Source organism: Paenibacillus glycanilyticus, from assembly GCF_023715145.1.
In the GTDB taxonomy this organism is placed as follows: Bacteria; Bacillota; Bacilli; order Paenibacillales; family Paenibacillaceae; genus Pristimantibacillus; species Pristimantibacillus glycanilyticus_A.
Map to the genome: position 1 here is coordinate 109,287 of NZ_JAMBNP010000012.1, position 24,821 is coordinate 134,107.

Annotated in this window: 25 protein-coding genes and 1 other annotated feature; of the genes, 18 read left to right on the forward strand and 7 right to left on the reverse strand. The window is 52.0% G+C overall.

Translation table 11 applies throughout. The features are described 5' to 3' along the window. Positions 1–188 precede the first annotated feature (188 nt). The 12 genes from M3194_RS25510 (at position 189) to thrC (ending at position 11,828) form a co-directional block, all read left to right on the forward strand. A complete protein-coding gene (locus M3194_RS25510) occupies positions 189–1,652 on the forward strand; it encodes an aminotransferase-like domain-containing protein (protein ID WP_251656918.1) in 1,464 nt (487 codons plus the stop codon). A 52-nt stretch (positions 1,653–1,704) separates the two neighbouring features. Beyond that, positions 1,705–2,613, forward strand: a complete 909-nt coding sequence (locus M3194_RS25515) for a D-alanine--D-alanine ligase (protein ID WP_251656997.1) — start codon at positions 1,705–1,707, stop codon at positions 2,611–2,613. Between the two features lie 22 nt (positions 2,614–2,635). Then, on the forward strand, positions 2,636–3,805 hold the full coding sequence (locus M3194_RS25520) for an aminotransferase class I/II-fold pyridoxal phosphate-dependent enzyme (protein WP_251656919.1): 1,170 nt from the start codon (positions 2,636–2,638) through the stop codon (positions 3,803–3,805). Between the two features lie 441 nt (positions 3,806–4,246). Next, positions 4,247–5,137 carry a DUF72 domain-containing protein gene (locus M3194_RS25525; protein WP_251656920.1) on the forward strand — a complete coding sequence of 297 codons (891 nt, stop codon included), beginning with the start codon at positions 4,247–4,249 and terminating at the stop codon, positions 5,135–5,137. A 92-nt stretch (positions 5,138–5,229) separates the two neighbouring features. Next, positions 5,230–5,856, forward strand: coding sequence for a DUF2306 domain-containing protein (locus tag M3194_RS25530; protein ID WP_251656921.1), 627 nt, complete (start codon positions 5,230–5,232; stop codon positions 5,854–5,856). 330 nt (positions 5,857–6,186) lie between these two features. Next, positions 6,187–6,576 (forward strand): hypothetical protein, encoded by a 390-nt coding sequence (locus M3194_RS25535; RefSeq protein WP_251656922.1) that lies wholly within the window; start codon positions 6,187–6,189, stop codon positions 6,574–6,576. A 29-nt stretch (positions 6,577–6,605) separates the two neighbouring features. After that, entirely contained in the window at positions 6,606–6,782 is a 177-nt protein-coding gene (locus M3194_RS25540) for a hypothetical protein (RefSeq protein WP_251656923.1), read from the forward strand. 67 nt (positions 6,783–6,849) lie between these two features. Next, positions 6,850–7,926 (forward strand): PQQ-dependent sugar dehydrogenase, encoded by a 1,077-nt coding sequence (locus M3194_RS25545; protein WP_251656924.1) that lies wholly within the window; start codon positions 6,850–6,852, stop codon positions 7,924–7,926. A 113-nt stretch (positions 7,927–8,039) separates the two neighbouring features. Further along, entirely contained in the window at positions 8,040–8,474 is a 435-nt protein-coding gene (locus M3194_RS25550) for an SRPBCC family protein (protein ID WP_251656925.1), read from the forward strand. After that, positions 8,458–8,853, forward strand: coding sequence for an ArsR/SmtB family transcription factor (locus M3194_RS25555; RefSeq protein WP_251656926.1), 396 nt, complete (start codon positions 8,458–8,460; stop codon positions 8,851–8,853). The genes M3194_RS25550 and M3194_RS25555 overlap by 17 nt, the downstream gene beginning before the upstream one ends. A 410-nt stretch (positions 8,854–9,263) precedes the next feature. Continuing rightward, positions 9,264–10,316: an undecaprenyldiphospho-muramoylpentapeptide beta-N-acetylglucosaminyltransferase gene (locus M3194_RS25560; protein ID WP_285889558.1), complete on the forward strand. Its 1,053-nt coding sequence runs from the start codon at positions 9,264–9,266 to the stop codon at positions 10,314–10,316. A 111-nt stretch (positions 10,317–10,427) separates the two neighbouring features. Then, positions 10,428–11,828, forward strand: coding sequence for a threonine synthase (gene thrC / locus M3194_RS25565; protein WP_251656928.1), 1,401 nt, complete (start codon positions 10,428–10,430; stop codon positions 11,826–11,828). 79 nt (positions 11,829–11,907) lie between these two features. On the opposite strand, the gene M3194_RS25570 is transcribed toward thrC, so the two are convergent. Together M3194_RS25570 and M3194_RS25575 are read right to left on the reverse strand one after the other, a co-directional pair. Next, entirely contained in the window at positions 11,908–12,417 is a 510-nt protein-coding gene (locus M3194_RS25570) for a methylated-DNA--[protein]-cysteine S-methyltransferase (RefSeq protein WP_251656929.1), read from the reverse strand. Then, the gene (locus M3194_RS25575; protein WP_251656930.1) at positions 12,414–12,983 is read right to left on the reverse strand and encodes a bifunctional transcriptional activator/DNA repair enzyme AdaA; all 570 of its coding nucleotides are present in this window, start codon (positions 12,981–12,983) and stop codon (positions 12,414–12,416) included. Before M3194_RS25575 ends, M3194_RS25570 begins: the two co-directional genes overlap by 4 nt. A gap of 422 nt (positions 12,984–13,405) precedes the next feature. Here M3194_RS25575 and M3194_RS25580 point away from each other — a divergent pair, with 422 nt between their 5' ends. Together M3194_RS25580 and M3194_RS25585 are read left to right on the forward strand one after the other, a co-directional pair. Continuing rightward, entirely contained in the window at positions 13,406–14,311 is a 906-nt protein-coding gene (locus M3194_RS25580) for a DNA-3-methyladenine glycosylase family protein (protein ID WP_251656931.1), read from the forward strand. Positions 14,312–14,330: 19 nt separating this feature from the next. Next, complete coding sequence (locus M3194_RS25585; protein WP_251656932.1) at positions 14,331–15,077, forward strand: SDR family NAD(P)-dependent oxidoreductase; 747 nt, start codon at positions 14,331–14,333, stop codon at positions 15,075–15,077. 135 nt (positions 15,078–15,212) lie between these two features. Here the strand turns inward: M3194_RS25585 and M3194_RS25590 are convergent, their stop codons facing one another. Next, a complete protein-coding gene (locus M3194_RS25590) occupies positions 15,213–16,232 on the reverse strand; it encodes an LLM class flavin-dependent oxidoreductase (protein WP_251656933.1) in 1,020 nt (339 codons plus the stop codon). Positions 16,233–16,414: 182 nt separating this feature from the next. On the opposite strand from M3194_RS25590, the gene M3194_RS25595 reads away from it, so the two are divergent. After that, positions 16,415–16,693, forward strand: coding sequence for a hypothetical protein (locus tag M3194_RS25595; RefSeq protein WP_041613660.1), 279 nt, complete (start codon positions 16,415–16,417; stop codon positions 16,691–16,693). A gap of 105 nt (positions 16,694–16,798) precedes the next feature. On the opposite strand, the gene M3194_RS25600 is transcribed toward M3194_RS25595, so the two are convergent. Next, positions 16,799–18,280, reverse strand: a complete 1,482-nt coding sequence (locus tag M3194_RS25600; protein WP_251656934.1) for a hypothetical protein — start codon at positions 18,278–18,280, stop codon at positions 16,799–16,801. A 132-nt stretch (positions 18,281–18,412) separates the two neighbouring features. On the opposite strand from M3194_RS25600, the gene M3194_RS25605 reads away from it, so the two are divergent. Continuing rightward, positions 18,413–18,889: an NUDIX domain-containing protein gene (locus tag M3194_RS25605; RefSeq protein WP_251656935.1), complete on the forward strand. Its 477-nt coding sequence runs from the start codon at positions 18,413–18,415 to the stop codon at positions 18,887–18,889. 42 nt (positions 18,890–18,931) lie between these two features. Here M3194_RS25605 and argS read toward each other — a convergent pair whose 3' ends face one another. The 3 genes from argS to M3194_RS25620 all read right to left on the reverse strand — a co-directional run bounded on the left by argS (position 18,932) and on the right by M3194_RS25620 (position 22,290). After that, entirely contained in the window at positions 18,932–20,620 is a 1,689-nt protein-coding gene (gene argS / locus M3194_RS25610; protein WP_251656936.1) for an arginine--tRNA ligase, read from the reverse strand. Positions 20,621–20,677: 57 nt separating this feature from the next. After that, positions 20,678–20,925 (reverse strand) — a binding site (T-box leader). Between the two features lie 42 nt (positions 20,926–20,967). Next, the gene (locus M3194_RS25615) at positions 20,968–21,288 is read right to left on the reverse strand and encodes a thioredoxin family protein (RefSeq protein ID WP_251656937.1); all 321 of its coding nucleotides are present in this window, start codon (positions 21,286–21,288) and stop codon (positions 20,968–20,970) included. A 48-nt stretch (positions 21,289–21,336) separates the two neighbouring features. Then, positions 21,337–22,290: an L-lactate dehydrogenase gene (locus M3194_RS25620; RefSeq protein ID WP_251656938.1), complete on the reverse strand. Its 954-nt coding sequence runs from the start codon at positions 22,288–22,290 to the stop codon at positions 21,337–21,339. Between the two features lie 553 nt (positions 22,291–22,843). Between M3194_RS25620 and M3194_RS25625 the strand changes: the two genes are divergently transcribed. Continuing rightward, positions 22,844–23,797, forward strand: a complete 954-nt coding sequence (locus M3194_RS25625; protein WP_251656939.1) for an ABC transporter permease — start codon at positions 22,844–22,846, stop codon at positions 23,795–23,797. Positions 23,798–23,865: 68 nt separating this feature from the next. Then, positions 23,866–24,780 carry a carbohydrate ABC transporter permease gene (locus tag M3194_RS25630; protein ID WP_251656940.1) on the forward strand — a complete coding sequence of 305 codons (915 nt, stop codon included), beginning with the start codon at positions 23,866–23,868 and terminating at the stop codon, positions 24,778–24,780. The last annotated feature ends 41 nt before the right edge of the window (positions 24,781–24,821 follow it).

Genomic DNA, 24,821 nt, shown 5'->3' on the forward strand with positions numbered 1-24,821 from the left:
GGCGTTAATTCTTTAGGTTTATGCTTACGAAGTAAGAATTCCCGCCAAAGAGCGGCGTTAATTCTTTAGGTTTATGCTTACGAAGTAAGAATTAACGCCAAAAGGCGGCGTTAATTCTTTAGGTTTATGCTTACGAAGCAAGAATTCCCGCCAAAAAGCGGCGTTAATTCTTTTTAGGAGGTGATGGGGTGTATTCTGATATTCAATTCGTTGGCGACCGGCCGGTATCGATGCAGGTCAAGGATTATATGAAACGGCTGATGATAACGGGCGCGCTGCAGGCGAATCAGAAGCTCCCCTCCACGCGAGAGTTAAGTCTGCTGATGAATGTCAGCCGCAATACGATCGTGACCGCTTATTCGGACTTGGTGGAAGAAGGATTTATTTATGCCGTAAAAGGCAAGGGCAACTTCGTCGCGCAATCGGCGGGCGGCGTTGCTGCGGAAGAAGGCGCCGGCAGGCAGCTGAACTGGAGCGAGCGGATCAATGATCTGGCCCGCACGGCCGAGGAGCATGATCTGATGAAGCATGGCATCCGCGCGAAGCGGGGGGCTATTTCTTTTACAAGCATCGCTCCGGACGAGAAGCTGTTTGACCTGCAAAATGTGAAGCGGGCGTTCCTCGACCGGATGTCGCTGGAAGGCAACATTATACTCAATTACGGCTACGCCAAGGGTTATAAGCCGCTGATCGAGTTCCTGATGCGTTATATGGAGAATAAAGGCGTCGATCTGAGCGGCAAAGACATGCTCATTACAAACGGCTTTACGGAAGGGTTCGACCTTGTCCTGTCGGCGCTTGGAAAGCGCAGCGGACACGCGTTATGCGAGAACCCTACCCATCATACGGCAATAAAAAATTTAAAGATGCACCAATTCGCCATAAACGGCGTAGATATGGAGCCTGACGGCATTAGCCTAGAGCAGCTGGAAGAGAAGCTTGGCAGGCAGGAATATGACCTCGCTTATCTTGTTCCTTCGTACCATAACCCTACCGGCATTGTGATGTCTCACGAGAAACGCGCGGAGACGGTACGCATGCTGAACGACCGCCAAATTCCGATTATCGAGGACGGCTTTAATGAAGAGCTGCGTTATTCCGGCGCTCATGTTGCTCCTCTTCTGGCTTATGGCGGCAATCGCAACAACGGGACGATCTATTTAGGCAGCTTTTCCAAGATTCTGTTCCCCGGCCTGCGCGTCGGATGGATTCTGGCGGATAAGGAGCTGATCGATTACCTGGAGAGCGTCAAGCGCGCGCGCACGATTCATACATCGACGCTCGATCAGTCGCTGCTGTATCAATATCTTCACAACGGCAACTTTGAGAAGTATCTGAAGCGGGCGAAGGCGGAATACAAACGCAAATACGAGCTGGCTGTCGAAAGCTGCAAGACGTATTTGCCGCTGAAGAGGCTCTCGGGCGACGGAGGACTTCATCTGTTTGTCGAATTCGGGGAGACCTTCTCCGCAAGAGAGCTGCTGCAGGCCTGCACCGAGCATGGCGTGCTGTTCACGCCGGGAGATATTTTCTATACGGACGGCGGCGGACGGCATACGATGCGGCTGGGCTTCTCCCGCGTGTCAGACGAGAATATCGTCAAAGGGATTCAAATCATAGGCGATACTGCGAAAGTTATTTTAGAGCGTTAACTTGCAAGCATGATTTCATTCGCAAATATTCAGGAGGTTAATCTACATCATGATGAAAATCGGTGTTATTATGGGCGGTATTTCGTCCGAAAGAGAAATTTCGTTACTTACGGGGCAAGAAATGATAGCGAATCTGGATCGCAGCAAATACGAGGTATTGCCGATCGAGATTAATACCAAACGCGACTTGATCGATAAAACGGCGGGCATTGACCTCGCGCTTCTCGCGCTTCACGGCAAATACGGCGAAGACGGCACCGTACAAGGCACATTGGAGTCGCTTGGCATTCCTTACACGGGCTGCGGGGTATTGTCGAGCAGCGTGAGCATGGATAAGGAATTGGCGAAAAAGCTGATCCGCTTCGACGGCATTCTGACAGCGGATTGGATTAACGTAGCCAGCATGGAGGAGCTTGCGGCGGCGAACGTGGAGCGCCTCGGCCTGCAGGTTGTCGTAAAGCCGAACTCAGGCGGTTCAAGCATCGCCACGCGCTTGGTCAAAACGCATGAAGAGATTGCGGAAGCAGTGGCGGAAGCGCTCAAATGGGATGATTCCGTAATGATCGAGCAATTTGTCGGCGGAGACGAGATTACATGCGCCGTGCTGAACGGCGAGCTGCTTCCGATCGTGTCGATTCAGGCGAACTCGGAGTTCTTCGACTTCGACTCCAAGTACCAGGACGGCGGAGCAACAGAAGAAATCATCGAATTGCCGGCCGACGTGCACGCCCGTGTTGAAGCGTCTGCGCTTGGCTGCTACAAAGCGCTGAAATGCAGCGTGTACGCACGTATCGATATGATCATCAAAGACGGCGTTCCGTACGTTCTGGAAGCCAATACGCTGCCGGGCCTTACGAAGAACAGCCTGCTGCCGAAGGCGGCAAAGGCGGCTGGCATCAAATTCAGCGAGCTGCTTGATTACATCATCGATTATTCTCTTGAGGAGCGTAAAGAGAAATAGTCGGCCAGGGAGAGGATTAACCATGCTGACGACGAGCACATGGGTGTCGCCGCTAGTCCGCGATTTGCCGCCATCGGGCATTCGCAAGTTTTTTAACGCGGCTGAGGGAAACAAGGAAATCATATCGCTAGGGGTTGGGGAACCCGACTTTGCAACGCCCAAGGCCGCCAGAGAGGCCTGCATACGGGCGCTGGAGCGGGGCAGGACGATGTATACGCCAAACGAAGGACTTAGGGAACTTCGGGAAGAAATTGCGGCGTATATGCAAGGAAGCTTTGGCGTCAGCTACGAGCCAGCCAAGGAAGTGCTGGTTACGGTAGGCGGCAGCGAGGCGATTGACCTGGCCATGCGGGCCATTCTCGAGCCCGGCGACGAAATGATTATTCCGGTACCCGGTTATATTGCTTACGCGCCGATCTGCAAGCTGAACGGAGGGGTCCCGGTTGAACTCGAGATGACGGCGGCCCAATCGTTCAAGCTGACGGCAGAGGCGCTGAAGCAGGCGATAACCCCCCGTTCCAAAGTGCTCTTCGTCAACTTCCCGAGCAATCCCACAGGCGCAGTTATGAGCTATGAGGATTGGCTGCCGATTACGAAGGTTGTAGAGGAGCATAACCTGATCGTCTTGTCCGACGAGATTTACGCGGAGCTGAGCTATGAAGATAAGCATGTCAGCTTCGCCTCCTTGCCGGGGATGAAGGACCGTACCGTTGTGATCAGCGGCTTTTCCAAAGCTTTTGCCATGACGGGAATGCGGGTCGGCTATGCTTGCGGCGGTCAAGAGCTGATTGCGGCTATGACAAAGATCCATCAGTATACCGCGTTATGCGCGCCGATAGTGGGGCAGGTTGCCGCTATCGAATGCCTGCGGAATTGCATGGAGGATAAGGATGAGATGGTTGAGGCCTTCAACCAGCGACGCCGGCTCTTCGTCAAAGGACTAAGCGAGCTTGGACTGCTCTGCCGCGATCCTCAAGGTGCCTTTTATGCATTCCCGTCCATCGCTTCAACGGGACTCAGCTCCGAGCAGTTCGCTCAGCGGCTGCTGCTGGAAGCGAAGGTGGCCGCGGTTCCCGGGTCCGTATTTGGCCGGGGCGGCGAGGGCTTCATCCGCTGCTCGTATGCTTCATCGGTGTCGAACCTGACGGAAGCGATGGAGCGCATCGGCAACTGGATGCGGACGGCGATGTAGGGATCACCGGTCAGGCAGTTTGCCGGATCGCGACCTACTGAAATGGCGCTTCCGAGCACATCTATTGCACAACATGCAGCCAATAGGGCTGAAATGATGCTCCCGGGCATGATAGGCTGCACGATATGCAGGATTTTCGTCTCTAATAGGTTCATTTGGGCTGTTACGTACCGGATATCCTGCATATCATGCAGGATATCGTGAGTTGTTGAGCGATAAGGCATCGGTATACTGTATTTCATACAATGGCCGCGTTGCCAGAATGTCATATATGAACACGAATAAGCAGGGTATTTCTGCAAATCAGTCTTTCCGGCTGGTTCGCGGAAATAACCTGCTTTTATTTTTGGAATAGGGGGGGAGGTTTGCGCAATACTCGGCAGGTATGATAGGTTGAAGACAGAGAGAGCATGAGCGAATGAGCGAAGGCGGTGAAAAGAGATGCCTATACATATCGGACTTGCGGGCTGGGGCGATCAGGACCGGCTGTATGGCCCCGGCGTCAAAGCGAAGGATCGTCTGAAGGAGTATGCGAAGCATTTCCCGCTTGTGGAGGTGGACAGCAGCTTCTATGCCATCCAGCCTCCGGAGCGGTTTGCGAAATGGACGGAGGAGACGCCGGAGTCCCTTCATTTTATCGTGAAGGCCTATCAGGGCATGACAGGCCATCAGCGCGGACCGGCGGCGGCCGCTGCCGCAAGCGATCCGGACAGCACCTTTGCGGCATTCCGCGAATCCATTAAGCCAGTGATGGAAGCCGGGCGTCTTGGAGCGGCGCTGTTTCAGTACCCTCCTTGGTTTGATTGTACCCGCGAGAATGTGCGTCTGCTGCGCGAGACGAAGCAGCGGATGGAAGGCGTGCCATGCGCGCTGGAGTTCCGGCATCAAAGCTGGTTCACCAAGGAGTACCGGGAACGCACGCTGGACTTCATGCGACAGGAAGGCTGGGTGCATAGCGTATGCGACGAGCCGCAGGCGGGGCCTGGATCGATCCCGACGGTGCTTGAGGCGACGGATACCAACATGACGGTCGTCCGTTTCCACGGCCGCAACGCTAGCGGCTGGAACCAGGGAGGAGCGGCGAACTGGCGGGATGTCCGTTACCTGTACCGTTACAATTCGGACGAGCTGAAGCAGTGGGCGGAATATCTTCAGCAGCTACAGCAGCAGAGCGAGCATATTTGCGTGATCTTCAACAATAACTCCGGCGGCGATGCGGCGGACAACGCGAAGCAGATGATGGCCTTGCTCGGGCAGCTCCGCCCGGATGGCAGGGACTCGCTGGAGCCTCGCGAAGAACCGCCACAATATGAGCAGCTTGATCTGTTCTAATACTGACGTATTTGCAAAAGGGAGGCGGGGGTCCCTCGTGGTACACTAAATGAAAGTTATCATTTAAGCGGTTTTTAAGCGAGGTTGCTCCTGTGAGACAAACAAAATGGCTGTACCTAGTCACGTTCATCGTGACCGTTGTATTTATTCTATATACGACCTATGCAAATTTCATTTATGATCCGGAAGCGAGCCGATTCCTTCGTCATAAAATCGACCTGGAGCATGTGTCGCTCTGGCTGACCGTCATGAATGTGCATATCGTGGCGGCTTGCGCGGCTATGCTTGCCGGACTTATCAACTTTTCCAGGCGGTTAAGAGAGCGAAGCGCCAAGCTTCATAGACTGATCGGCTATGTTTACGTATTGTCCGTGGCAATCGTTGATCTGACCTCCGGTTACATGGCTCCGTCTTCAACCGGCGGAAGAGTGAACAGCATCGCGTTCAATTTCATTAATATGATCTGGCTTGTCATCACGGTAATTGCCGTCGTGAAGATCCGGAAGAAAAAGGTTGCGGAACATCGCAGGTGGATGATTCGAAGCTACGTTTTTGTATTCACCAATATGTTCACTCATCTGATTACGGCGGCTCTTCACAATGGCTTCGGGGTAGATTATACCTTAAGCTATACCGTCTCCGTGTACAGCACAATCATGCTGCTAATGCTGCTGGCGGAGCTTGTGATCAGACGGTTGAATGACCCGGTAAGGCCATGAGTTTTGGCTTAGTCGGGTCTTTTTTGTTTCATCCTTATGCCCTCAGCATCCCCATTGCTTCATAGGAGCCGAGTATGGACAGCCGGGTAAGCTGCCCTTGTCAGCAGAACCCGGTAGAACATCTCGTTTTCTTCCATTTGACTGAACAAGAGGACGAAGAAAGGATCCGGCGAATGAAAGTCGGGCGTGTAGCTCCCGGACTCAGTTCGGAATCGATTAATGCGGTTAATTGGCTAAGTTTTTTGCTTTGCGCGAAGGCGGAGGAGCTACGGGAGGAAGCGGGGGGAAGGAGCGACTAACTCGCCAGCTCCAAGCCAGACCGAGGAGCAGTTGCCGGATGTTTCGCCAAGCCCTCCGGTTGTTGAAAAGGAAGAGATAATAGTTATTCCTGCGAAGCTGGTTGGCTATCTGAAGGATTCCTTGCCTTTCTCGATGGAAGAGGTGCGGAAGATTTGGGTGAAAGGAACGATAATCCCCGCGGAACGTATGTATGTTATACTGCAAAACTTGAACGGGCTGGAGCTGACGAAGGCAGCTTCGGACAATAAGACGTTAAATGTCAAGACATTAATCCGGCTCGAGACCGCTAATACGATATACGCTATCCCTTACGACGTAAACACAAACGAATATCGTCTGGGAGCAGCTTCTCCTATTGAGAAGCAGCGTCCAGCCTACTCTGCTCGGACATTATTATTGATGACGCCGTTCAGAAGATAGGCCATATAACGGAATACAGCGATAGAATTATGCAGATGAACCGGGGTATCGTCTTTATGGACGGCAATTATGCGACACCGGATGGACTGACGGTTGGGATGACCAAAGAGGATGTGCTGCAGAAGCTGGGCAAGCCGAATTTGGAGCTGGAATCCAAGTGGAGCTACAAAATTGGCGGTTATCTGAAATTCCATTCTTTATTTTGACCACAATAAGATGAAGTACATCATGCTCAGTCAGCCTCTGTAACTATTGGGATAGGGAGAGATGGGGATGAGAAAGAGTGTTATGGCCGCAATCGTGTTAACGGTTATGCTGCTGGCCTCTTGCGATGGCAATAAGTCGTCCGTAAATACAGGCGGAGCACAAGAGCCGGGAGAACAAGCAGCCTACCAGGTTATTGCCGAGGAGCTGAAGGCTCCGTGGGTGATCGCATTTGACGGCGACGTGATTTATATTAGCGAGCGGGACGGCAATATTGTGCGGGTTGCTGACGGCAAATCGACGCGTATGACGGTTCAATTCCATAAGAACGTGCATGCTCAGGGCGAAGGCGGGTTCCTCGGCTTTGTGCTGGCTCCGGATTTTCAGACGTCGAAGGAGGCTTTCGCCTATCATACGTACGAAGAAAACGGAGAAATTCTGAATCGGATTATCGTGCTGAAGCTGGAGAATAACGCCTGGACGGAATCAAGGGCGCTGCTTGAAGGAATTCCGGGATCGTTTAACCATGACGGCGGCCGGATGGCGATTGGGCCGGACGGGCTTCTGTACGTCACGACAGGGGATGCCGGACAAGATGAGCTGGCGCAGAATCGGAACAGTCTGGCGGGAAAAATATTGCGCATGAAGCTGGACGGCTCGATCCCGAGCAGCAATCCTTTTCCCGAATCCTATGTCTATTCTTATGGGCACCGGAATCCGCAAGGATTGGCTTGGAGCGGCTCCGGCATGCTGTTTGTCGCCGAGCATGGGCCATCGGGCGACCCCGGAGGTCATGACGAGATTAACAGCATAGTGCCTGGCGGCAACTATGGCTGGCCGGTTGTCATTGGCGGACAGCATCGGGACGGGATGATCGACCCGGTCTATCATACAGGCGAGGGTACGATTGCTCCGTCGGGCATAGCGATGGCCGCGGGCAATAATCTCTTGATTGCCACCCTGAGAGGGGAGAAGCTGCTCCAATACAATACGCTGACCAAGAAGATGTCGACCGTGCTTGAGAATGAAGGCAGGCTGCGGGATGTCCGCGTTCATGACGGCCGCGTCTATGTCATTACAAATAATACGGACGGCAGAGGGACACCATCAGATAGAGATGACCGCTTACTGCTATTGGCGAAATAAGGCTGTTGACAGGAAACCATTTGGTTTCCTATAATGAAAAGCGAAACCAAATGGTTTCCTAATTAGCAAAATGGACATCGTAAATTCGAAATCATTATCGGAGGTATTTGATCATGAGCAGCGGAGTAAATGCATTGCCTGACGTTCGTCAGACGGTGGAGCTGAATGCAACTATTCAGAAGGTATGGAATGCCGTATCCACAAGAGAGGGAGTATCGGCCTGGTTCATGGCGCCAAGCGAGAGTTTTAAGCCGGAGATCGGCTGCGAATTCCATCTGGAGGCTGGCCAGTTCGGACAATCTCCATGTAAAGTGACGGAGGTTGACCCGCCCAACCGTCTGACTTTCAATTGGGGCAAGGACTGGACGCTTACCTTTGAACTGAAGGAGCTGGAAGGCGGCAAGACCGAATTCACGCTGATTCATGGCGGATGGGATGCAGATAAGGTTACCGAGTTTAACCAACCCCATACGGCTGTTCGCGAGCATATGGCCGGCGGCTGGGTTGGCATCGTGAAGAAGTTTGTCGGCTATGTCGAAGGACAATAATCTCGCATCGGAGCCGAAGCATGACGTCTTCCAGGCGATTGCCGATCCGACCCGCCGAAGCCTGCTGCAGCTGTTAGTCGATCAGGAGATGCCGGTGAACGTAATCAGCGGTCATTATTCCATGAGCCGGACGGCTGTGTCGAAGCATCTCCGCGTGCTTCAGGAAGCGGGGCTCGTGAAGGAGCGCAAGGTGGGACGCGAGACGCGTTACCGGCTGGAGCCGGAGCCGCTGCTTGAGCTGAAGCGCTGGCTCAGCTATTACGAGCGGTTCTGGGAGAACAAGCTCCAGGCGCTCAAGCGCTTCGTCGAGGAGGACATGCCGGCGGGCGAGCCGTCAGGTCCGCTGAAGATTGCAGAAGGCAAGCCGAAGGATCAATAATCAAAGCCGCGATTGGCCGAGCTAATGCTCGGACAGCCGCGGCTTTTTGTTATTGCGCCGGCTGGTACACCCGACATGCGATGGAAAGTTTTCGCCGCACACTGGAAATCAACAAGCCTGCTGGCTTACAATAGACGGGATAAGTGAGCGGATTAATGCTTTTGAAGCAAGAATCATCACGACCGTTGGTCGTGTGATAATTCTTAAGTAGATGCTTTTGAAGCAAGAATCATCACGACCTACGGTCTGGTGATAATTCTTAAGTAGATGCTTTCGAAGCAAAGAATCATCACGACCTACGGTGATAATTCTTAAGTAGATGCTTTCGAAGCAAAGAATCATCACGACAGGCCTATAGTAAGCCAGTCGTGTGATAATTCTTTTTAGGAGTGAGAGTATTGCGTAAAATCATGTTTACAGGCGGCGGATCCGCAGGTCATGTGACGGTAAACCTGGCGTTGATCCCCCATTTCATACAAGAAGGCTGGTCTGTGGACTACATAGGCTCGGAGGCTGGCATTGAGAAGCAGCTCATCGAGCCGCTGGGCAATGTGCGTTATCACGGCATTGCGACGGGCAAGCTGCGCCGTTACTTGGATTGGCAGAACGTGAAGGACCCGTTCAAGGTCATCAAGGGAGCCTTCCAGGCTTACCGCATTATTAAGAAGCAAAAGCCCGACGTCTTGTTCTCCAAGGGAGGCTTCGTATCCGTACCGGTAGTAATCGGCGCAAGGCTGAACAAGGTACCGGTGCTCATCCATGAATCGGATCTGACGCCGGGACTTGCGAATAAGATCGCCATCCCGTTTGCAGCGGGAGTCTGCACGACATTCCCGGAGACGCAGCAGCATCTGCCCGACGGCAAGTCCCATTATGTCGGAGCCGTAATCCGCGATCAGCTCAAAGCAGGCGACGCGGCGCGGGGCAGGAAATTCGCGGGCTTCGTCTCCACGAAGCCGGTACTGCTCATCATGGGCGGCAGCCTGGGTGCCCGCAAGATTAACCAGGCTGTACGCGCGTCGCTCGGCAAGCTGACGGAGAAATTCCAGATCATCCATCTGTGCGGCAAAGGCCAGGTTGATCCTGCCCTGCAGTCCCCGCAGTACAAACAGTACGAGTATGTGAACGAAGAGCTTCCGGATCTGCTTGCCATGTCGGATGTCATTATCTCGCGGGCGGGCTCGAACTCGATCTTCGAGTTCCTGTACTTGCGCAAGCCCATGCTGCTTATCCCTCTGACGAAGGAAGCAAGCCGCGGCGACCAGATTCTGAATGCGCGCTCGTTCCAGTCGGCAGGATTCTGCGAGGTGCTCTACGAGGAGAACATGACGCCCGAGACGCTTGTCGGCAGCGTAACCGACCTGTACGCGAACCGGGATAAGTACGTCGATAACATGCAAAAAAATGACCGCAAGGACGCATTGTCCCAGCTTATTGATCTGATCAAAAACACGGCGAAATAAGGGCCGGATCATCTTAAATGACCGCTTTTAACCAGCAAGTATGTCTTGTGGTTATGGCGGTCTTTTTCTATAATAGGGGGAAGGTTAGGCAATAGTAGGAGGGAATTACAGATGGAATATATCAGTACTCGCGGAAATGTAGGCAGAATCGGCTTTGTCGACGCATTTCTCATGGGTCTTGCGGATGACGGCGGTCTTCTCGTGCCTTATGAAATTCCGGTCGTTTCCGCGGCTAAGCTGAAAGAATGGCAGGAGCTCAGCTATCAGGAGCTGGTGCTTGAAATTTTCTCGCTTTATACGAATGATGAAATTCCTTATGAAGATCTGAAGAAAATGGTATATGACGGCTATGCAACGTTCCGCCATCCGGAAGTGACGCCGGTTCATAAGCTCAGCGACAGCCTTTATTTGCTGGAACTGTTCCATGGTCCTACTTTTGCATTCAAGGACATTGCGCTCCAGTTCATGGGTCAATTATATACGTACGTGTCCAGCAAGCAGAACAAGAAGATTCATATTCTGGGCGCAACCTCCGGCGACACGGGCGCTTCGGCCATCGAAGGTGTCAAAGGCAAGGAAGGCATCAAGATCTGCATCCTGCATCCGAACGGCAAAGTAAGTAAAGTGCAGGAGCTCCAGATGACGACGGTTCAAGAGGACAACGTCCTGAACCTGTCCGTTGAAGGCAACTTCGACGACTGCCAGCGCATCATCAAAGACCTGTTCGCGGATCTGGAGTTCAAGTCGGCTAACCATCTGTGCGCGATCAACTCGATCAACTTCGTGCGCATTATGGCGCAAACGGTCTACTACTTCTATTCCTACTTCCAAGTGGCGAAGCAGACGGGTGCCGCCGATGCGAAAGTGAACTTCAGCGTGCCAACGGGCAACTTCGGCGACATCTTCGCCGGCTACCTGGCGAAGCGCATGGGACTGCCGGTTGACAAGCTGATTCTCGCTACTAACGAGAACAACATTCTGGAGCGCTTCATCAAGGAAGGCGTGTACAAGCCGGGCGATTTCCGCACGACGTACAGCCCTTCGATGGACATTCAGGTGGCGAGCAACTTCGAGCGTTACCTCTACTACGTACTGGGCGAAAATCCGGAGCAAATCCGTTCCATCATGGACGGCTTTAAATCCGACGGGCAAATCGTCGTATCCGGCGATGCGCTCAGCAAAGTTCAAGAAGAATTCGCCGCGCATGGCGTACAGGGCCGCGAATGCCTCGATACCATCGCAGCTTATAACAAAGAGACAGGCTATCTGCTGGATCCGCACTCCGCATGCGGCGTAGCGGCAGCCAGTCAAACCGCAGAAGCCGGAACGGTAACGATCTCGCTGGCAACCGCGCATCCGGCGAAGTTCAACGAAGCAATTGAGCTCGTTGGCATTGAACAGGAGTTCCCCGAGCAAATCCAGGCGCTCTTCAATAAACCGCAGCGTCAGACGCTTGTTGACGGCACGCAGGAAGCAATCGTCCGGGAAATCGTGAAGTTCTACAACGCTTAAATATAAAAAGGGCTGCTCCGATCAACCGATGTGTAACAACGGTTGGTTCGGATCAGCCTTTTTTCTCGCCGCTATGGGATCAGCCTCGTGTTTGTTCCAGCTCAAGCAGCGCGGTCTTCATCGGAAGACCTCCGCGGTAGCCGGTCATAGAGCCTGTCTTGCCGACAATCCGGTGGCAGGGCAGGACGATCAGGAGCGGGTTGGCTCCTACGGCAGCTCCTACTGCGCGGGCAGCCTGCGGACGGCCGATGTTCTCGGCAAGATCGGAATAAGCAGCCGTGCTGCCATACTGCACCTCGCTCATCGCTTGCCATACCCGCTGTTGGAACGGGGTGCCGACCAGATCAAGCGGCAGAGAAAAGACGTCCAGGCTTCCTTGGAAATATTTCGTGAATTCATGCGTGTAGCGTTCCATCTCCGTATCCTGCCGGACAAGCTCATATCCCGGCAGGCGCGCTTCGGCCCATTCGGCCAGCTCGTCGAAGGATGCGCCTTGCGAGCCTACATAACAAAGGCCGTTATCGGTCGCGGCCAAATGCAGATTCCAGTCCTCATGCTGAAGCAGGGTCCAATATAATGGGTTGGTCATGGCTCTCGTTTCGCTCCTCGGTATTGGGTTGGGGTAAGTCCGGTTGCGCCAAGAAATCTCGTGGCAAAATGGGCGGCGTTCATAAAACCCACGTGCCCTGCAATATCGGTAACGGGCAGATCCGTTGAGGTAAGAAGCTTCATCGCCTCCCGGATCCGGATTTGCTGAATATAGGCTGCGGGCGTTGAACCCGTTAGTCTTTTGAACGTTCTCTGGAGATGATAAGGGCTGAGATGGAGCACGTCGGCAAGCAGCGTCAAGGTTAGCGGTTCATGGTAATGCGCTTCGATATAGGACCGCGCCTGCGTCTCCCATTCTTCATCGGGCAGCTGCTGCTGGACGGGCTTGCACCGCTTGCACGGACGGAATTGTTCGGACAGAGCATCGCTCGCGGTCTGAAAAATCCGTACATGCGAACGGTTCGGCGGCTTCGACTTACAAGAAGGCCGGCAAAAGATTCCCGTTGTGGTCACTCCATAATACCATTGCCCATCGCAAGACCTGTCATTCGACAGAACGGCATGCCACTTGTCCTCCGGTATGCGTGCTGTATCGCTATTTCCCATTTTGTTCACCTCTAGGCTCAGTATACCTCGAATCCCCGTCAAATCGTAAGCAAGTCGGAATGAAAGCGCAAGATTACGAAAGCAGGCGGCGGGCTTTGTATGTTTGAATGGATGGAGTAGAATGGAGGAAAAGCTTACGAAGTAAGAATTACCACCATTGGCTTCTTACAAAGCCATAAAGTGTGGTAATTCTTTAAGCTCATGCTTACGAAGTAAGAATTACCACCATTGGCTTCTTATTAAGCTATAAAGTGTGGTAATTCTTTAAGCTCATGCTTACGAAGTAAGAATTACCACCATTGGCTTCTTATTAAGCTATAAAGTGTGGTAATTCTTTAAGCTCATGCTTACGAAGTAAGAATTACCACCATTAGCTTCTTACAAAGCCATAAAGTGTGGTAATTCTTTTTAGGAGGTTGTCCATGACAAAATCAACGCTGCGCATCGAGGTGCCGGAGCCTTTCAACTATAAAGAGACACTCAGCTACCTTAGGAGATCATCGAATGAACCGCTCTATCAGGTAGAGGACGACGCGGTATACCGGCTGATCCCAATGGGGGCCGACGAAGAGCCGGCGGCTGTAGAGATTCAGGCATCCGGCAATGACGAACTGCTGGTGAGGTTTATCGGTGAGCCGCAGGTCAGTGAGGGGCGGCAGAGGAAGGCCGAAGCTTATATCCGCGATTGGTTTGATTTCGGGACGGATTTGCTGCCCTTCTACGAGATGGCTCGCTTGGATCCGCTTCTTGTTCAGACGATTGATCGCTTATATGGTCTTCGAAATATTGGAATTCCGGATCTGTTCGAAGCGTTATGCTGGGGGATTATCGGGCAGCAGATTAATTTGACCTTTGCGTACAAGCTGAAGCGCCGATTCGTAGAGGCGTATGGCCGCAGCGTGGAGCGGGAGGGACGTACGTTCTGGGAGTTCCCGGTTCCCGAGGTTATTGCCGCGCTGCAACCGGAGGATATGGCATCGATGCAGATGTCCGTCAAAAAATCCGAATATCTTATTGGTGTGGCCAAGCTGATGGCGGATGGCGCATTAGATAAGCAGCGGCTTCTTGAGCTTGGAGATACCGGCGTAATCGAAAAGCAGCTGACCAGCATTCGAGGCATTGGCCCATGGACGGCTCATTACGCGCTAATGCGTTGTTTGCGTCTGCCGGATGCTTTTCCGATTGCGGATGTAGGGCTGCATAATTCGATTAAAGCTTTGACCGGCAGCAGCTCAAAGCCTGCGATCAGCGAGATCAAGCGGATGGCGGAGGGCTGGAAGGGCTGGGAGGCCTATGCGACATTTTATTTATGGCGGATGCTGTATTAAGGAAGGGGTATGGATCGGGATGAAATTTGATGGAAAAGTAGTCGTCATTACGGGTGCGGGCAAAGGAATCGGCGCAGCGCTCGCCGCTGCTTATGCAGCCGAAGGAGCAAGCGTAGCGGCGCTTGAGCGTGACCGGGATTTGGCGGAGCAGACGGTAAGCCGCATTACTGAAGCGGGTGGTCAAGCTGTTGCCTTTACAGTGGATATCAGCAGACCGGAAGAGATTGAAGCGGCATTCGCGGCTATAGAAGAGCTGTTTGGCCGGATCGATGTGTTGATCAACAATGCCGGCTTGGGGAAATGGAAATCCCCTTATGATCTGGGCTTAGACGAATGGGATTATGTACTGAATACGAACTTGAAGGGCACGTTCCTGTGCGCAAGAGAAGCGGCCAAGCGCATGCGTGACAATGGAGGAGGAGCGATCGTGAATCTCGCCTCGACCCGCGCGCTGATGTCCGAGCCGAATTCGGAGGCGTATGCAGCGTCCAAGGGCGGGATTGTCGCGTTGACGCACGCGCTCGCCGTATCGCTAGGGCCGGATCATGTACGAGTAAACGCGATCAGCCCGGGCTGGATCGAGAACGGCGATTACGACGCGCTGCGTCCGGAAGACCATACCCAGCATCCTGCAGGAAGAGTGGGGAAGCCGGATGACATTACACGTGCCTGTTTCTATTTGACCGATCCGGCAAATGATTTCGTTACGGGAATCAACCTGGTCGTCGACGGCGGTATGACGCGGAAAATGATCTACGAGGAATAGCCGGGAACGGAATGCGGCTGCGTTGGAGTTCAATAAAATCAGCTGTATTTGAAGCAATGAGGCGAACAGAGGTTACGCTGGATAGAATCCAATGTAACCTCTGTTCGCCTTATTTAACGGTTATTCTGCCTATTCCTATTCCTGTCCCTGTCCCTGCAGTCCAAACGCCTCGGCAATTAAACGGTAAGATTTCACGCGCGCGTCGAAGTTGTGAATCGAGCTCATCACGAGCACCTCATCCGCCTGGTATTGCTCCGCCATCTTCAGGATGCCGGCCTTCACCTGCTCCGGCGTGCCGATAATCCGGCGCTCTCTTGCGCGGTTAATCCGGTACAGATCCGACTCCGTGTACGGGTAATCGTAGGCCGTTTGCACGGACGGGAAGCTAAGCTGGTCAACGCCGTTCTCCAGCAGCAGGAAGAATAAGTCCGTGCTGAGCGCAAGCTCATTGGCTTCTTCCTGCGTGTCTGCGCAAATCGCGAGCACGGCAATCATCGAATGAGCCTTGTCATTGATGACGGAAGGCTCAAAGTTCTCCAGGTAATGCTTCATCGCGGTCTCGCCGCCCTGCGTCCCGAAGAATTGTGCGAACGCATAGCTTGTTCCCAGCTGGGCGGCGATTCTTGCGCTCTCGTAGCTTGAGCCAAGCAGCCATACTTCAGGGATCTGCTCGATAGACGGGGCAGCATGCAGCCCGGCAAATGGATGGCCCTCGGACATTTTTTCGCGCAAGTACCCGATTAAATCCATAATCTGCTGCGGATACTTGTTAATATCCACAAACTTGTTTTCTTGAAGCGCACGGGTCGCCATCGGCATCCCGCCCGGGGCACGGCCAAGACCAACGTCAATTCGGCCTGGATGCAGAGCCTCCAGCAGCTTGAAGTTCTCCGCGACCTTGTAGGCGCTGTAATGCGGAAGCATAATACCGCCCGAGCCTACGCGAATACGCGAGGTAGCCGCGGCTAGATGGGCGATCAGAATTTCGGGGCTGGAGAAGGATAACATTTTGCCGGCATGATGCTCGGAAATCCAGTACCGGCCGTACCCCAGCTTATCGGCCTCTTGGGCCAGGCGGGTTGTATCCGCTAGCGTGGTTGCCGCTGTCTGTCCTTCGTTAATATGTGACTGGTCGAGAATACCCAGTTTGATCATGAGTGCGGTGCACCTCCAGTGCGAGTAAGTATATGCAACCTTGATTATACTCTAATTCGCGAACTGTTACAAAAATAAGTACAGTAGGTGCGAAGCCGCATCCCAAGGCGCAAATATTGACTTCAGGCGCTATAAAGGGTATTATTACACAAGCTTGAATACGAATAGTAAGGGTGAAGATCTTGAATTCGAAACTTCAAATTAAGAGCGTAACCTTAGCGGACAAAGACTTGAAATCCGGTTTATTCCAGTACATTATGACGCTTGCCGACGGCTCCAGAGCAAGACTTTTCTACAGCAACAAACCAGAGTGGCATCTGACAGGCGTAACCCGTCTGCTCAACGTTCCATGCCCGCTGTGCATGAAAGACTACTACTGCGGCTGCTTTGAGAAAAATGCAGAGCTGTTCGACCGTCAAGTGAATGAGCATGATTTTATTCCTGCATCCATGAGAGCTTAAGCTTTTTTAGAATGATTGAACAAACGGCTTCGTCTAGCGTTGAACCGGCTGCTGCCCAATCGGCAGAGGTTCGCGCTAGTCGAAGCCGTTTTGTATGGCAATATTTTATTCCCGTGCCCCGCCTTCAACGATATCAAAGTAATAATTAACGGGGTCCTCGCAGGTTGACCAGTCCTCCAAGGTTTGCGGCGCGCATACCAGCATGCGGTTAGCCGTCACCGGGAGCTGCTCGTCGCTGATCGGGTAGATCCCTTTCTCATCAACTCCGAAGTTGTCCTCGTCCTTCATGGCATAGCTTCCTTGCGAGCCCTCAAACGCGCGGTCCAGCTCAATCCTCACATAACGGTGATCTCCGCCTGATGGCTTCAAGTCAATCAATTTCAGGGTTTGCACACGCTCGATAAAACGCTCGGCCATCATCTGTCTTGAATATTGCAGCCATTCGTCTGTCTTGTATCGTGTTAACGTTACGGTCTGATCATCGTCGTGATAAATGGCAGATGTATGAAGGTAGCGATCAGTTGCCGGATCATGCTCTACCCATTCGAATTTCAGCTCTTTCACCTGAGCATTCTCCGATAATGTGGTCTTAAAGCTCTGTATTCTAGCCCGATTACTGACTGGGGTGCGTGCCGCAACCATTCTCCACACCCCGTCAATGCCAACCTCCTCGGCCGATATATGGCGCATGGTCGTGTTCTTTGGTTCTGAAGCCAGATGATTCGCAATTCCGGGCACTACAAGCTGCAAAGCATACAGGAGTAAACCCAGCAGGGCTGCCTTACGCTTAACCGCGAGATTGGTCCTTGATTTTCGGAGGAATAGAAGGCAGATGGCAAAGCCCAGCGGCAGCCGGAAGCCGTTCATCGAAAACGTGAATCCTCCCAGCAGCAAATAGCCAACGAGCCTCCAGCCCAATCCTTTTTCCGGCTCTGCGCGCTTGCGGTAAAGCAAGACCAAACTTCCGATCACAAGCACGGAAATGAAGAGAGTCGGCACAGCCCCGGAATAGGACTTGTTATATTGCTGGTAACCATACAAGTAATAGCCGGAGTAACGAACGGTGACGCCATCCTTGAATTTCTCGCGATGGACATCGTCGATGAATATATCGGATAAATTCCCGGGTCCCTCGCCTGCGCCGTACTGATTTCCAAGCACATCCTTGCCTGTTGGATCGGTGATGGTCCACTTGAAGCCTCCGGTGTAGGTAAAGGTGTCGTTGGTGATCCGAGAGATATGAAGTAACTGTCCGGAGCTACGGTTCGGATGCGGAACGACATTCAATTGGATATAAAAATCGTTTTCCCGCTTGCCGACCTTCTCCAGAACAATGTCCGAATCAAATTTCTTGGCAATAACCAGATCAAGCTCGGTCTCTCCAACCTCCTCCGGAATCCATTCCGGCTTCAGGGAAAACTCTGCGGATATCCCTTCTTTAACTAAGGAGAGGCTATATCCGTCCTGGTTAATGATTCGTTGGTACACCGCCGAGCTGCGGTTATTGTACAGCCAAGATGCCGTCCACAGAATACTAACAAGAAGAGTAAACGCCGTAATTTGCAAAATAATCTTTTTCCTATCCAAGATGTCCATTCCCCGCTTTCGGTCCATCCGTAAAAACCTATAACTATATACACTGGAAAAACAAGGAATGTTGCGGTTAAGGTTAGAATTTATAACGGACTCATTCCTAATAAGACAAAGGCGGGAAATGGCATGGAGAAGATACGTCTACGGGCATGTGCTTTGATTGTAGTGAATGAAGAGATTTTGCTAATCGAGTTTAAGAACGATAATGACGACGGCGTGCATTATAACCTTCCGGCAGGCGGCCTTGAAGCTGGAGAAACGCTCGCGGAAGCAGTGAAACGGGAGGCTCTGGAAGAGGCTTGCGTGGAGGTAGATGTTGGTTCGTTGGCATTTGTATACGAATATCAACCCGCGAAAAATAACCGCATCTACGGAGATACTCATTCAGTAGGGGTTACCTTTGAATGTACCCTGAAGAACGGTTCAATCCCCAAACTCCCGGATACTCCTGACCCTAACCAGACGGGCGTAAAATGGATTCCGATTTCGGAGCTGCACGCTGTTCAGCTGTACCCGGAGATCAATGAGGATATCATCAATTACTGTTGCGGGAGACAGTATCGAAATTATGTTGAGGAATCCGACATTCAAAGGAACAAGTAATTAACGGGGGCAGCGGTAAAAGCGGCTGCCCCCGTTAATTATCTACATTTCCTTCAGCGGTTTTACTCCCAACAGCTGCAGCCCGTCTTGGAGAAGGTCAGCCGTCATGCGGACAAGCGCAAGCTTGGCGCCTTGCTCGGCTGCATGGCCGGTAATGATTTTCTCGTGATGATAGAACCGGTTGAAGGTTTGAGCGAGCTCGATAAGATAACGGGCAACAACAGACGGTTCATGCCGCTGCGAAGCTAGCGCGAGCGCATCCGGGTAGCGCATCAGCGACTTGGCCAGCAGCCAGGAGTGGTCGCCTTCGGCATATTGGTAGTTGGCGGTTTCAGAATGGTTATCTCCTGTGATGCCGCCTGCTGCTTTATGTAGTAAGCTTTGTGTCCGGGCATAGGTGTACTGCACGTATGGCCCGGTCTCGCCTTCGAAGTTAACGACGTCCTCAAGCGAGAAGTTCACCTCATGCAGCCGGGAATGGAGAAGGTCGCCGAAGATCACCGCGCCAACGCCAACGGCTTCCGCAACCTCTTCCTTACCCGCGAGGTTTGGATTTTTCTCCTCAATGATGCGCAGAGCATGCGCTGCCGCTTCATCCAGAACATCCTCAAGAAAGACGACCTTGCCTCTGCGGGTCGACATTTTTTGCCCGTCCATCAGCATCAGGCCAAACGGCACATGCTTGCACTCTTTTGCCCAATCCAAACCCATACGCTCGAGCACCAGGAACAGCTGGCGGAAATGCAGGGACTGCTCTGCGCCAACCACATACAGGAGCTCATCGCCTTGCATCCGGTCATGGCGGTAGATCGCGGTGGCCAAGTCGCGCGTAGCGTAGATGGAGGAGCCGTCGGATTTTTTAATGATGCAGGGAGGGAGCCCTTCTTCGTCGAGACGCACGACTAAGGCGCCGTCGCTCTCTTCAAGTAGTCCGAGATCCGACAGCCGATCGACTACGGCATCCATTTTGTCGTTATAGAAGCTTTCGCCAAGATAGTGGTCGAAGGACACGCCTAGACGGTCATATAGCTTGTTGAAAGCGGCGAGACTATCCTCGATGAACATTCTCCAATAACGGTGAGCTTCCGGGTCGCCGCTCTCCAGCTTGACGAACCATTCCCGCGCTTCCGTCTCCAGCTCCGGCTGCAGCTGTGCTTCTTCATGGAAGCGGACATACAGCTCAAGGTAGGCTTTAATCGGATCCTCGGCTTTGTAAGAGGGGTCTCCCCATTTCAGATAAGCCGCAATCATTTTGCCGAATTGGGTGCCCCAGTCGCCAAGATGATTAACGTTAACCGTATCGTAGCCTACCTTGCGGAGCAGGTTGTATAGCGCGTTGCCGATCATCGTCGAACGCAGATGCCCGATGCCAAACGGCTTGGCGATATTGGGGGAGGACATGTCGATAATGACGCGTTTGCCCCCGCCAATGTCCGGTATTTGCGCTCCGCCATTCTGTACGAATTGTTCTACTACGGCAGCGCGGTTGAACTTGAAATTAAGGTAGGGACCGGCAGCGGATGTTGTCCACTGACTGCTGCCAGGCAGGGAAGCGGCCAGTTGTCCGGCAATTTGAGCGGGGCTTTGCTTCATCGTCTTCGACAGGGCAAAGCAGGGGAAAGCGACGTCGCCAAGCAGCTCGTTAGGCGGGAACTCCAGAAGCTCCGCAATTTGCTGGCTGGATAAGGAGCAATGCTCCGCCAGACTTGCGGCAATCATTTCTTTTAACATAAGGGTAAGCCTCCTGAAAAAATGGTAGCAAAAATAAAAACATAAAACCCCCGTCTCGTAAGAGACGGGGGTTAATCCCGCGGTGCCACTCTTGTTGCTTATTGGCAGGCGGAAGAATAATAATCGCGCTGCTCTAAGCATCTCGCCGTTGTAACGGTACTGAACCGGGCAGGCCTACTGCAGGTTATAGGTTCGGCCAGCCATCTCCCGGGTCCTTTTCGCAAAACGCGCCATCGCCGGCTTTCACCAACCCGGCTCGCTGCTCATGGGCATCATCCTGCTACTATCCCGTTCCTCGATGTTATATAACGAACATCATACTTGATATTATCTGAATAATCAATTTATTATTTCGTCCGATGACTAAGAATTTCAATAAACGACTGGCAGGCTACGAATGTCCGCATCACTGTAATCGGCTCGCCATCCTTATACAAGACTATGGCAGGAACGGCGCGCAGCTCAAGCGGAGCGGCTGTCTGCGGGAACAGATCGATGTTAACGGAAGCAATGGCCATCTCCCCGCGAAGGGAGGGAGCGACGGCCTCGAGTTGTCCGGCAATCGTATGGCAAGGCGTGCAGAAGGTGCTGCGGTACAGAACAAGCACGGAGTCTCCGCTCGCGATTGCTTCCTGTAGCTGTTGATCAGTGAGCTGGTTCAAAGACATAAGAGGTTATCTCCCGGATAATAAGAATGAATGATGTCCTCCATTGTATCATCCCAGCTTCAACTGCTCAATTGCCCCGCGAATGATACCGCATGAAAAATCCATCTGCCGATCTTCTTCCGGCGTCAAATTAAGCTCAATAATTTCCTTTACTCCGCTGCGGGTAATGATGGCGGGAACGCCTGCCGCCATGCCTGTCTGGTTGTATTCCTGCTCCAGGATGGAGGAGACGGCGATGATGCGGTGCTCATCATACAGAACGGAGCGGGTGATGTAGGCAAGCGCATTGCCGATGCCGTAGTGGGTGGAGCCCATGCGGGTGTAAATTTCCCAGCCTGCATTCTTGGTCTGCTCGGCAATTTCATTCAGCTTGAGATGGCCGAACCGGACGGGATGCTGGGTCAAAATATCCCCTATCGGCTTGCCGCCGATGGTCACATGCGACCATGCCGGGAATTGGGATTCTCCGTGTTCACCCAGCACGTAGCCGTGCACGCTTCGCGGATCGACGGAGAAATGCTCGCAAAGCAGCGTCTTGAGTCGGGCTGAGTCAATGGATGTGCCGGAGCCTATAACCTGGCTGCGGGGTAGTCCCGAAAGCTTCCATACGATATAAGTAACCACGTCAACCGGATTCGCCGCCGCCAGAAAAATACCGTTAAATCCGCTGTCCATAATCCGCGGAATGATATGGCCATAGATGTCTGCGACCGCGCTTAGCATGCCCATACGGTCCTTTCCTTTTGGCGGGTAACCGCCGGCGGACAGAATAACGACGTCCATATCTGAGCAATCCTCGTACGTACCGGTATAGATCTTCGTGCGGGAATGGATAAAATCCATGCCATGCGACATGTCGAGCGCTTGCGCCGCTGCGCGGTCAGATGTCCGTCCGATTAGCATAATCTCGTCGCATATCGACTGATTGATAAGGGAATACGCGCAGCTTGACCCCACGTTGCCAACCCCGACGATCGCTACCTTGCGCGCTTTGCTCCTCATGCCTATCCAGCCCCTTACCCTAAGTGTTGTTACTTCTAGTATATGGGCTTGCATACCAATCATGTGACGGCGAAGTTACGATCATGTTTGTCTTTCTTCCATTGCAGATAAACGGACGAACATAGGCTGTTAGAATGGTGCTATCCGCCCCGCAACCATGTCAAAAGTCTTGCCGGCGAAGGCGAAGATTGGCGTTTATGCGACCAAAAGCTCCAAGATACTACATAATACGACAAACATATTTAATATGTTATATAGATTAAATGAAATCAGATGAAATAGATAATTAGAGAAATACCCATGTTTTGTTTGAAAATCCAGCTTTTTTGCTCAAATAACCCCTAAAATCGTTCATTGGTCGTATTGATTATATATATTAAATATATTATATTAACATATATGAAACCGCTTTCACCTTTGGGGAAAGTTAGCCAATTCCGCGATTGAAGTAGCAAGCTGCTTTTAGCCTAAGCAATTGCTAGCGAAGTATGAATCATACCACTGGAAAAGCCCGGTCGCGGGTGTGTTATTCATTTAGGAGGTGGAAGAGACAATGATTGTGAACGAGGCAAAAGTGGAAGTCATGCCGATCCCGAAAAAAAAGAGCGAGACTTGGTCTAGAGTTTGGTATTTCAGGCACGCCTACTTATTTATGCTTCCAGCTGTTATTTGGTATCTGGTGTTCAGCTATTATCCGATGTACGGCGTTTTGATTGCATTTAAAGATTTCAAGTACAACTTAGGAATTATGGGAAGTCCATGGGAAGGACTGCGGTTCTTCAAGCAGTTCTTGAATGACTCCAGCTTTTATTCGGTCCTCAAAAATACGCTGTCGATCAGCGGCCTTAAGCTGTTGTTCGGATTTCCGGCACCGCTGATTCTCGCCTTAATGCTTAATGCCGTGATGCGCAGCAAAATAAAGCGGATCTTCCAAACGATTTCTTACTTGCCCCACTTTGTATCCTGGGTCGTTGTCGTAACCCTGATGCAAAAGATTCTTTCTCCCAACGTTGGTCTTGTGAATGACATCCGCGAAAAAATGGGACTCGATTCGATCTTTTTTATGGGAATGCCGTCCTTATTTTATCCTCTGGTCATCACTTCCGATATCTGGAAGGGGATCGGATGGGGATCCATCATTTATTTGGCCGCCCTAACCAACATCGATCCACACTTGTATGAAGCCGCGGAAATGGACGGGGCGGGCCGCTGGAGCAAGCTGTTCAAAATCACGCTGCCAACCTTGGTGCCTACGATCGGCATTCTGCTGATCTTCTCCTTAAGCGGCATTCTGAATGCCGGGTTTGACCAAATATGGCTAATGCAGACGCCTGCTACGTTAAGCGTCTCTGAGATATTGGACACCTACGTGCTCAAGACGGGTATCCAGCAAGGACAATTCGCTTATTCCACGGCGATCGGATTGTTCAAATCGGCAATCTCGCTGATCCTTATTATAACGGTTAACAAGGTAGCCAAGAAGGTAAGCGACGTATCTCTATGGTAAATGGCATGAATGCCATTTAGGTGATGATTCATTTTAGAACTTTGCTAATTCATTTCAGGAGGTGTGGGATGGGCACGAGAAGAATGTCGACAGCCGATAAAATTTATTCGTCCTTGAATTATGCCGTGCTGATCATATTTTGCCTGACGGCACTCTACCCCTTTATTTATTTTTTAGCGCTTTCGTTCAATGACGGCTATGACGCCATGAAAGGCGGCATTTACTTCTACCCTCGCGTTTTTACGCTTGAGAACTATTCCAAGGCATTTAATAACCCGCAGGTCTTAAATGCCTTTACGATTTCCGTTTCGCGTACTTTTATCGTAACTCTATGCTCCGTCATGCTGACTTCTTTGCTCGCTTACGGTCTTTCGCGGAAAGGTCTGCCGGGAAGGAAATATATCGTCTTTTTCTTCTTCTTTACGACCTTGTTCAGCGGCGGATTGATTCCGACTTTCATTTTGTACCGGCAAATTCATATTATCGATACGTATTGGGTGCTCGTGCTGCCCGTGCTGTATGACTTTTTTAATGCGATTGTAATGAAGACGTTCTTTGACGGGATCCCTCCGAGCTTGTCGGAATCAGCCCGAATCGACGGCGCAAGCGAGCTGCAGGTGTTTGCCCGGATTATTCTCCCGCTGTCCATGCCTGTACTCGCAACCATAGCTTTGTTTGTAGGAGTTGGCGTGTGGAACGACTGGTTTACCGGTCAGTTCTTCATATCGAAAGAAAACCTTCAGCCCGCAGCGACATTCCTGAACAAGATGATCAGCGAAGCGTCCTTCCAGACGATGACGGGTTCGGGCGGCGGATCGTCTATCCAAAACATGAGTCAATCCCAAATGGAGCTGCGGGGCGTAACGCCGGAAGCGCTGCGAATGACCTTTGTTATCATCATTACAACTCCGATTCTCTGCGTGTATCCGTTCCTTCAAAGGTTCTTCGTAAAGGGTGTACTGGTAGGTTCGCTCAAAGAATAGTCGCGAGGGGTATAAAAGGCATTGCCTTTTATATATACAAT

Coding starts and splice junctions, on each gene's coding strand:
- M3194_RS25515 (WP_251656997.1), top strand. CDS start 1,705: ATGAAAATCGGTGTTATTATGGGCGGTATTTCGTCCGAAAGAGAAATT.
- M3194_RS25520 (WP_251656919.1), top strand. CDS start 2,636: ATGCTGACGACGAGCACATGGGTGTCGCCGCTAGTCCGCGATTTGCCG.
- M3194_RS25525 (WP_251656920.1), top strand. CDS start 4,247: ATGCCTATACATATCGGACTTGCGGGCTGGGGCGATCAGGACCGGCTG.
- M3194_RS25540 (WP_251656923.1), top strand. CDS start 6,606: ATGCAGATGAACCGGGGTATCGTCTTTATGGACGGCAATTATGCGACA.
- M3194_RS25545 (WP_251656924.1), top strand. CDS start 6,850: ATGAGAAAGAGTGTTATGGCCGCAATCGTGTTAACGGTTATGCTGCTG.
- M3194_RS25550 (WP_251656925.1), top strand. CDS start 8,040: ATGAGCAGCGGAGTAAATGCATTGCCTGACGTTCGTCAGACGGTGGAG.
- M3194_RS25555 (WP_251656926.1), top strand. CDS start 8,458: ATGTCGAAGGACAATAATCTCGCATCGGAGCCGAAGCATGACGTCTTC.
- M3194_RS25560 (WP_285889558.1), top strand. CDS start 9,264: ATGTTTACAGGCGGCGGATCCGCAGGTCATGTGACGGTAAACCTGGCG.
- thrC (WP_251656928.1), top strand. CDS start 10,428: ATGGAATATATCAGTACTCGCGGAAATGTAGGCAGAATCGGCTTTGTC.
- M3194_RS25570 (WP_251656929.1), bottom strand. CDS start 12,417: ATGACCAACCCATTATATTGGACCCTGCTTCAGCATGAGGACTGGAAT.
- M3194_RS25575 (WP_251656930.1), bottom strand. CDS start 12,983: ATGGGAAATAGCGATACAGCACGCATACCGGAGGACAAGTGGCATGCC.
- M3194_RS25580 (WP_251656931.1), top strand. CDS start 13,406: ATGACAAAATCAACGCTGCGCATCGAGGTGCCGGAGCCTTTCAACTAT.
- M3194_RS25585 (WP_251656932.1), top strand. CDS start 14,331: ATGAAATTTGATGGAAAAGTAGTCGTCATTACGGGTGCGGGCAAAGGA.
- M3194_RS25590 (WP_251656933.1), bottom strand. CDS start 16,232: ATGATCAAACTGGGTATTCTCGACCAGTCACATATTAACGAAGGACAG.
- M3194_RS25605 (WP_251656935.1), top strand. CDS start 18,413: ATGGAGAAGATACGTCTACGGGCATGTGCTTTGATTGTAGTGAATGAA.
- argS (WP_251656936.1), bottom strand. CDS start 20,620: ATGTTAAAAGAAATGATTGCCGCAAGTCTGGCGGAGCATTGCTCCTTA.
- M3194_RS25615 (WP_251656937.1), bottom strand. CDS start 21,288: ATGTCTTTGAACCAGCTCACTGATCAACAGCTACAGGAAGCAATCGCG.
- M3194_RS25620 (WP_251656938.1), bottom strand. CDS start 22,290: ATGAGGAGCAAAGCGCGCAAGGTAGCGATCGTCGGGGTTGGCAACGTG.
- M3194_RS25625 (WP_251656939.1), top strand. CDS start 22,844: ATGATTGTGAACGAGGCAAAAGTGGAAGTCATGCCGATCCCGAAAAAA.
- M3194_RS25630 (WP_251656940.1), top strand. CDS start 23,866: ATGGGCACGAGAAGAATGTCGACAGCCGATAAAATTTATTCGTCCTTG.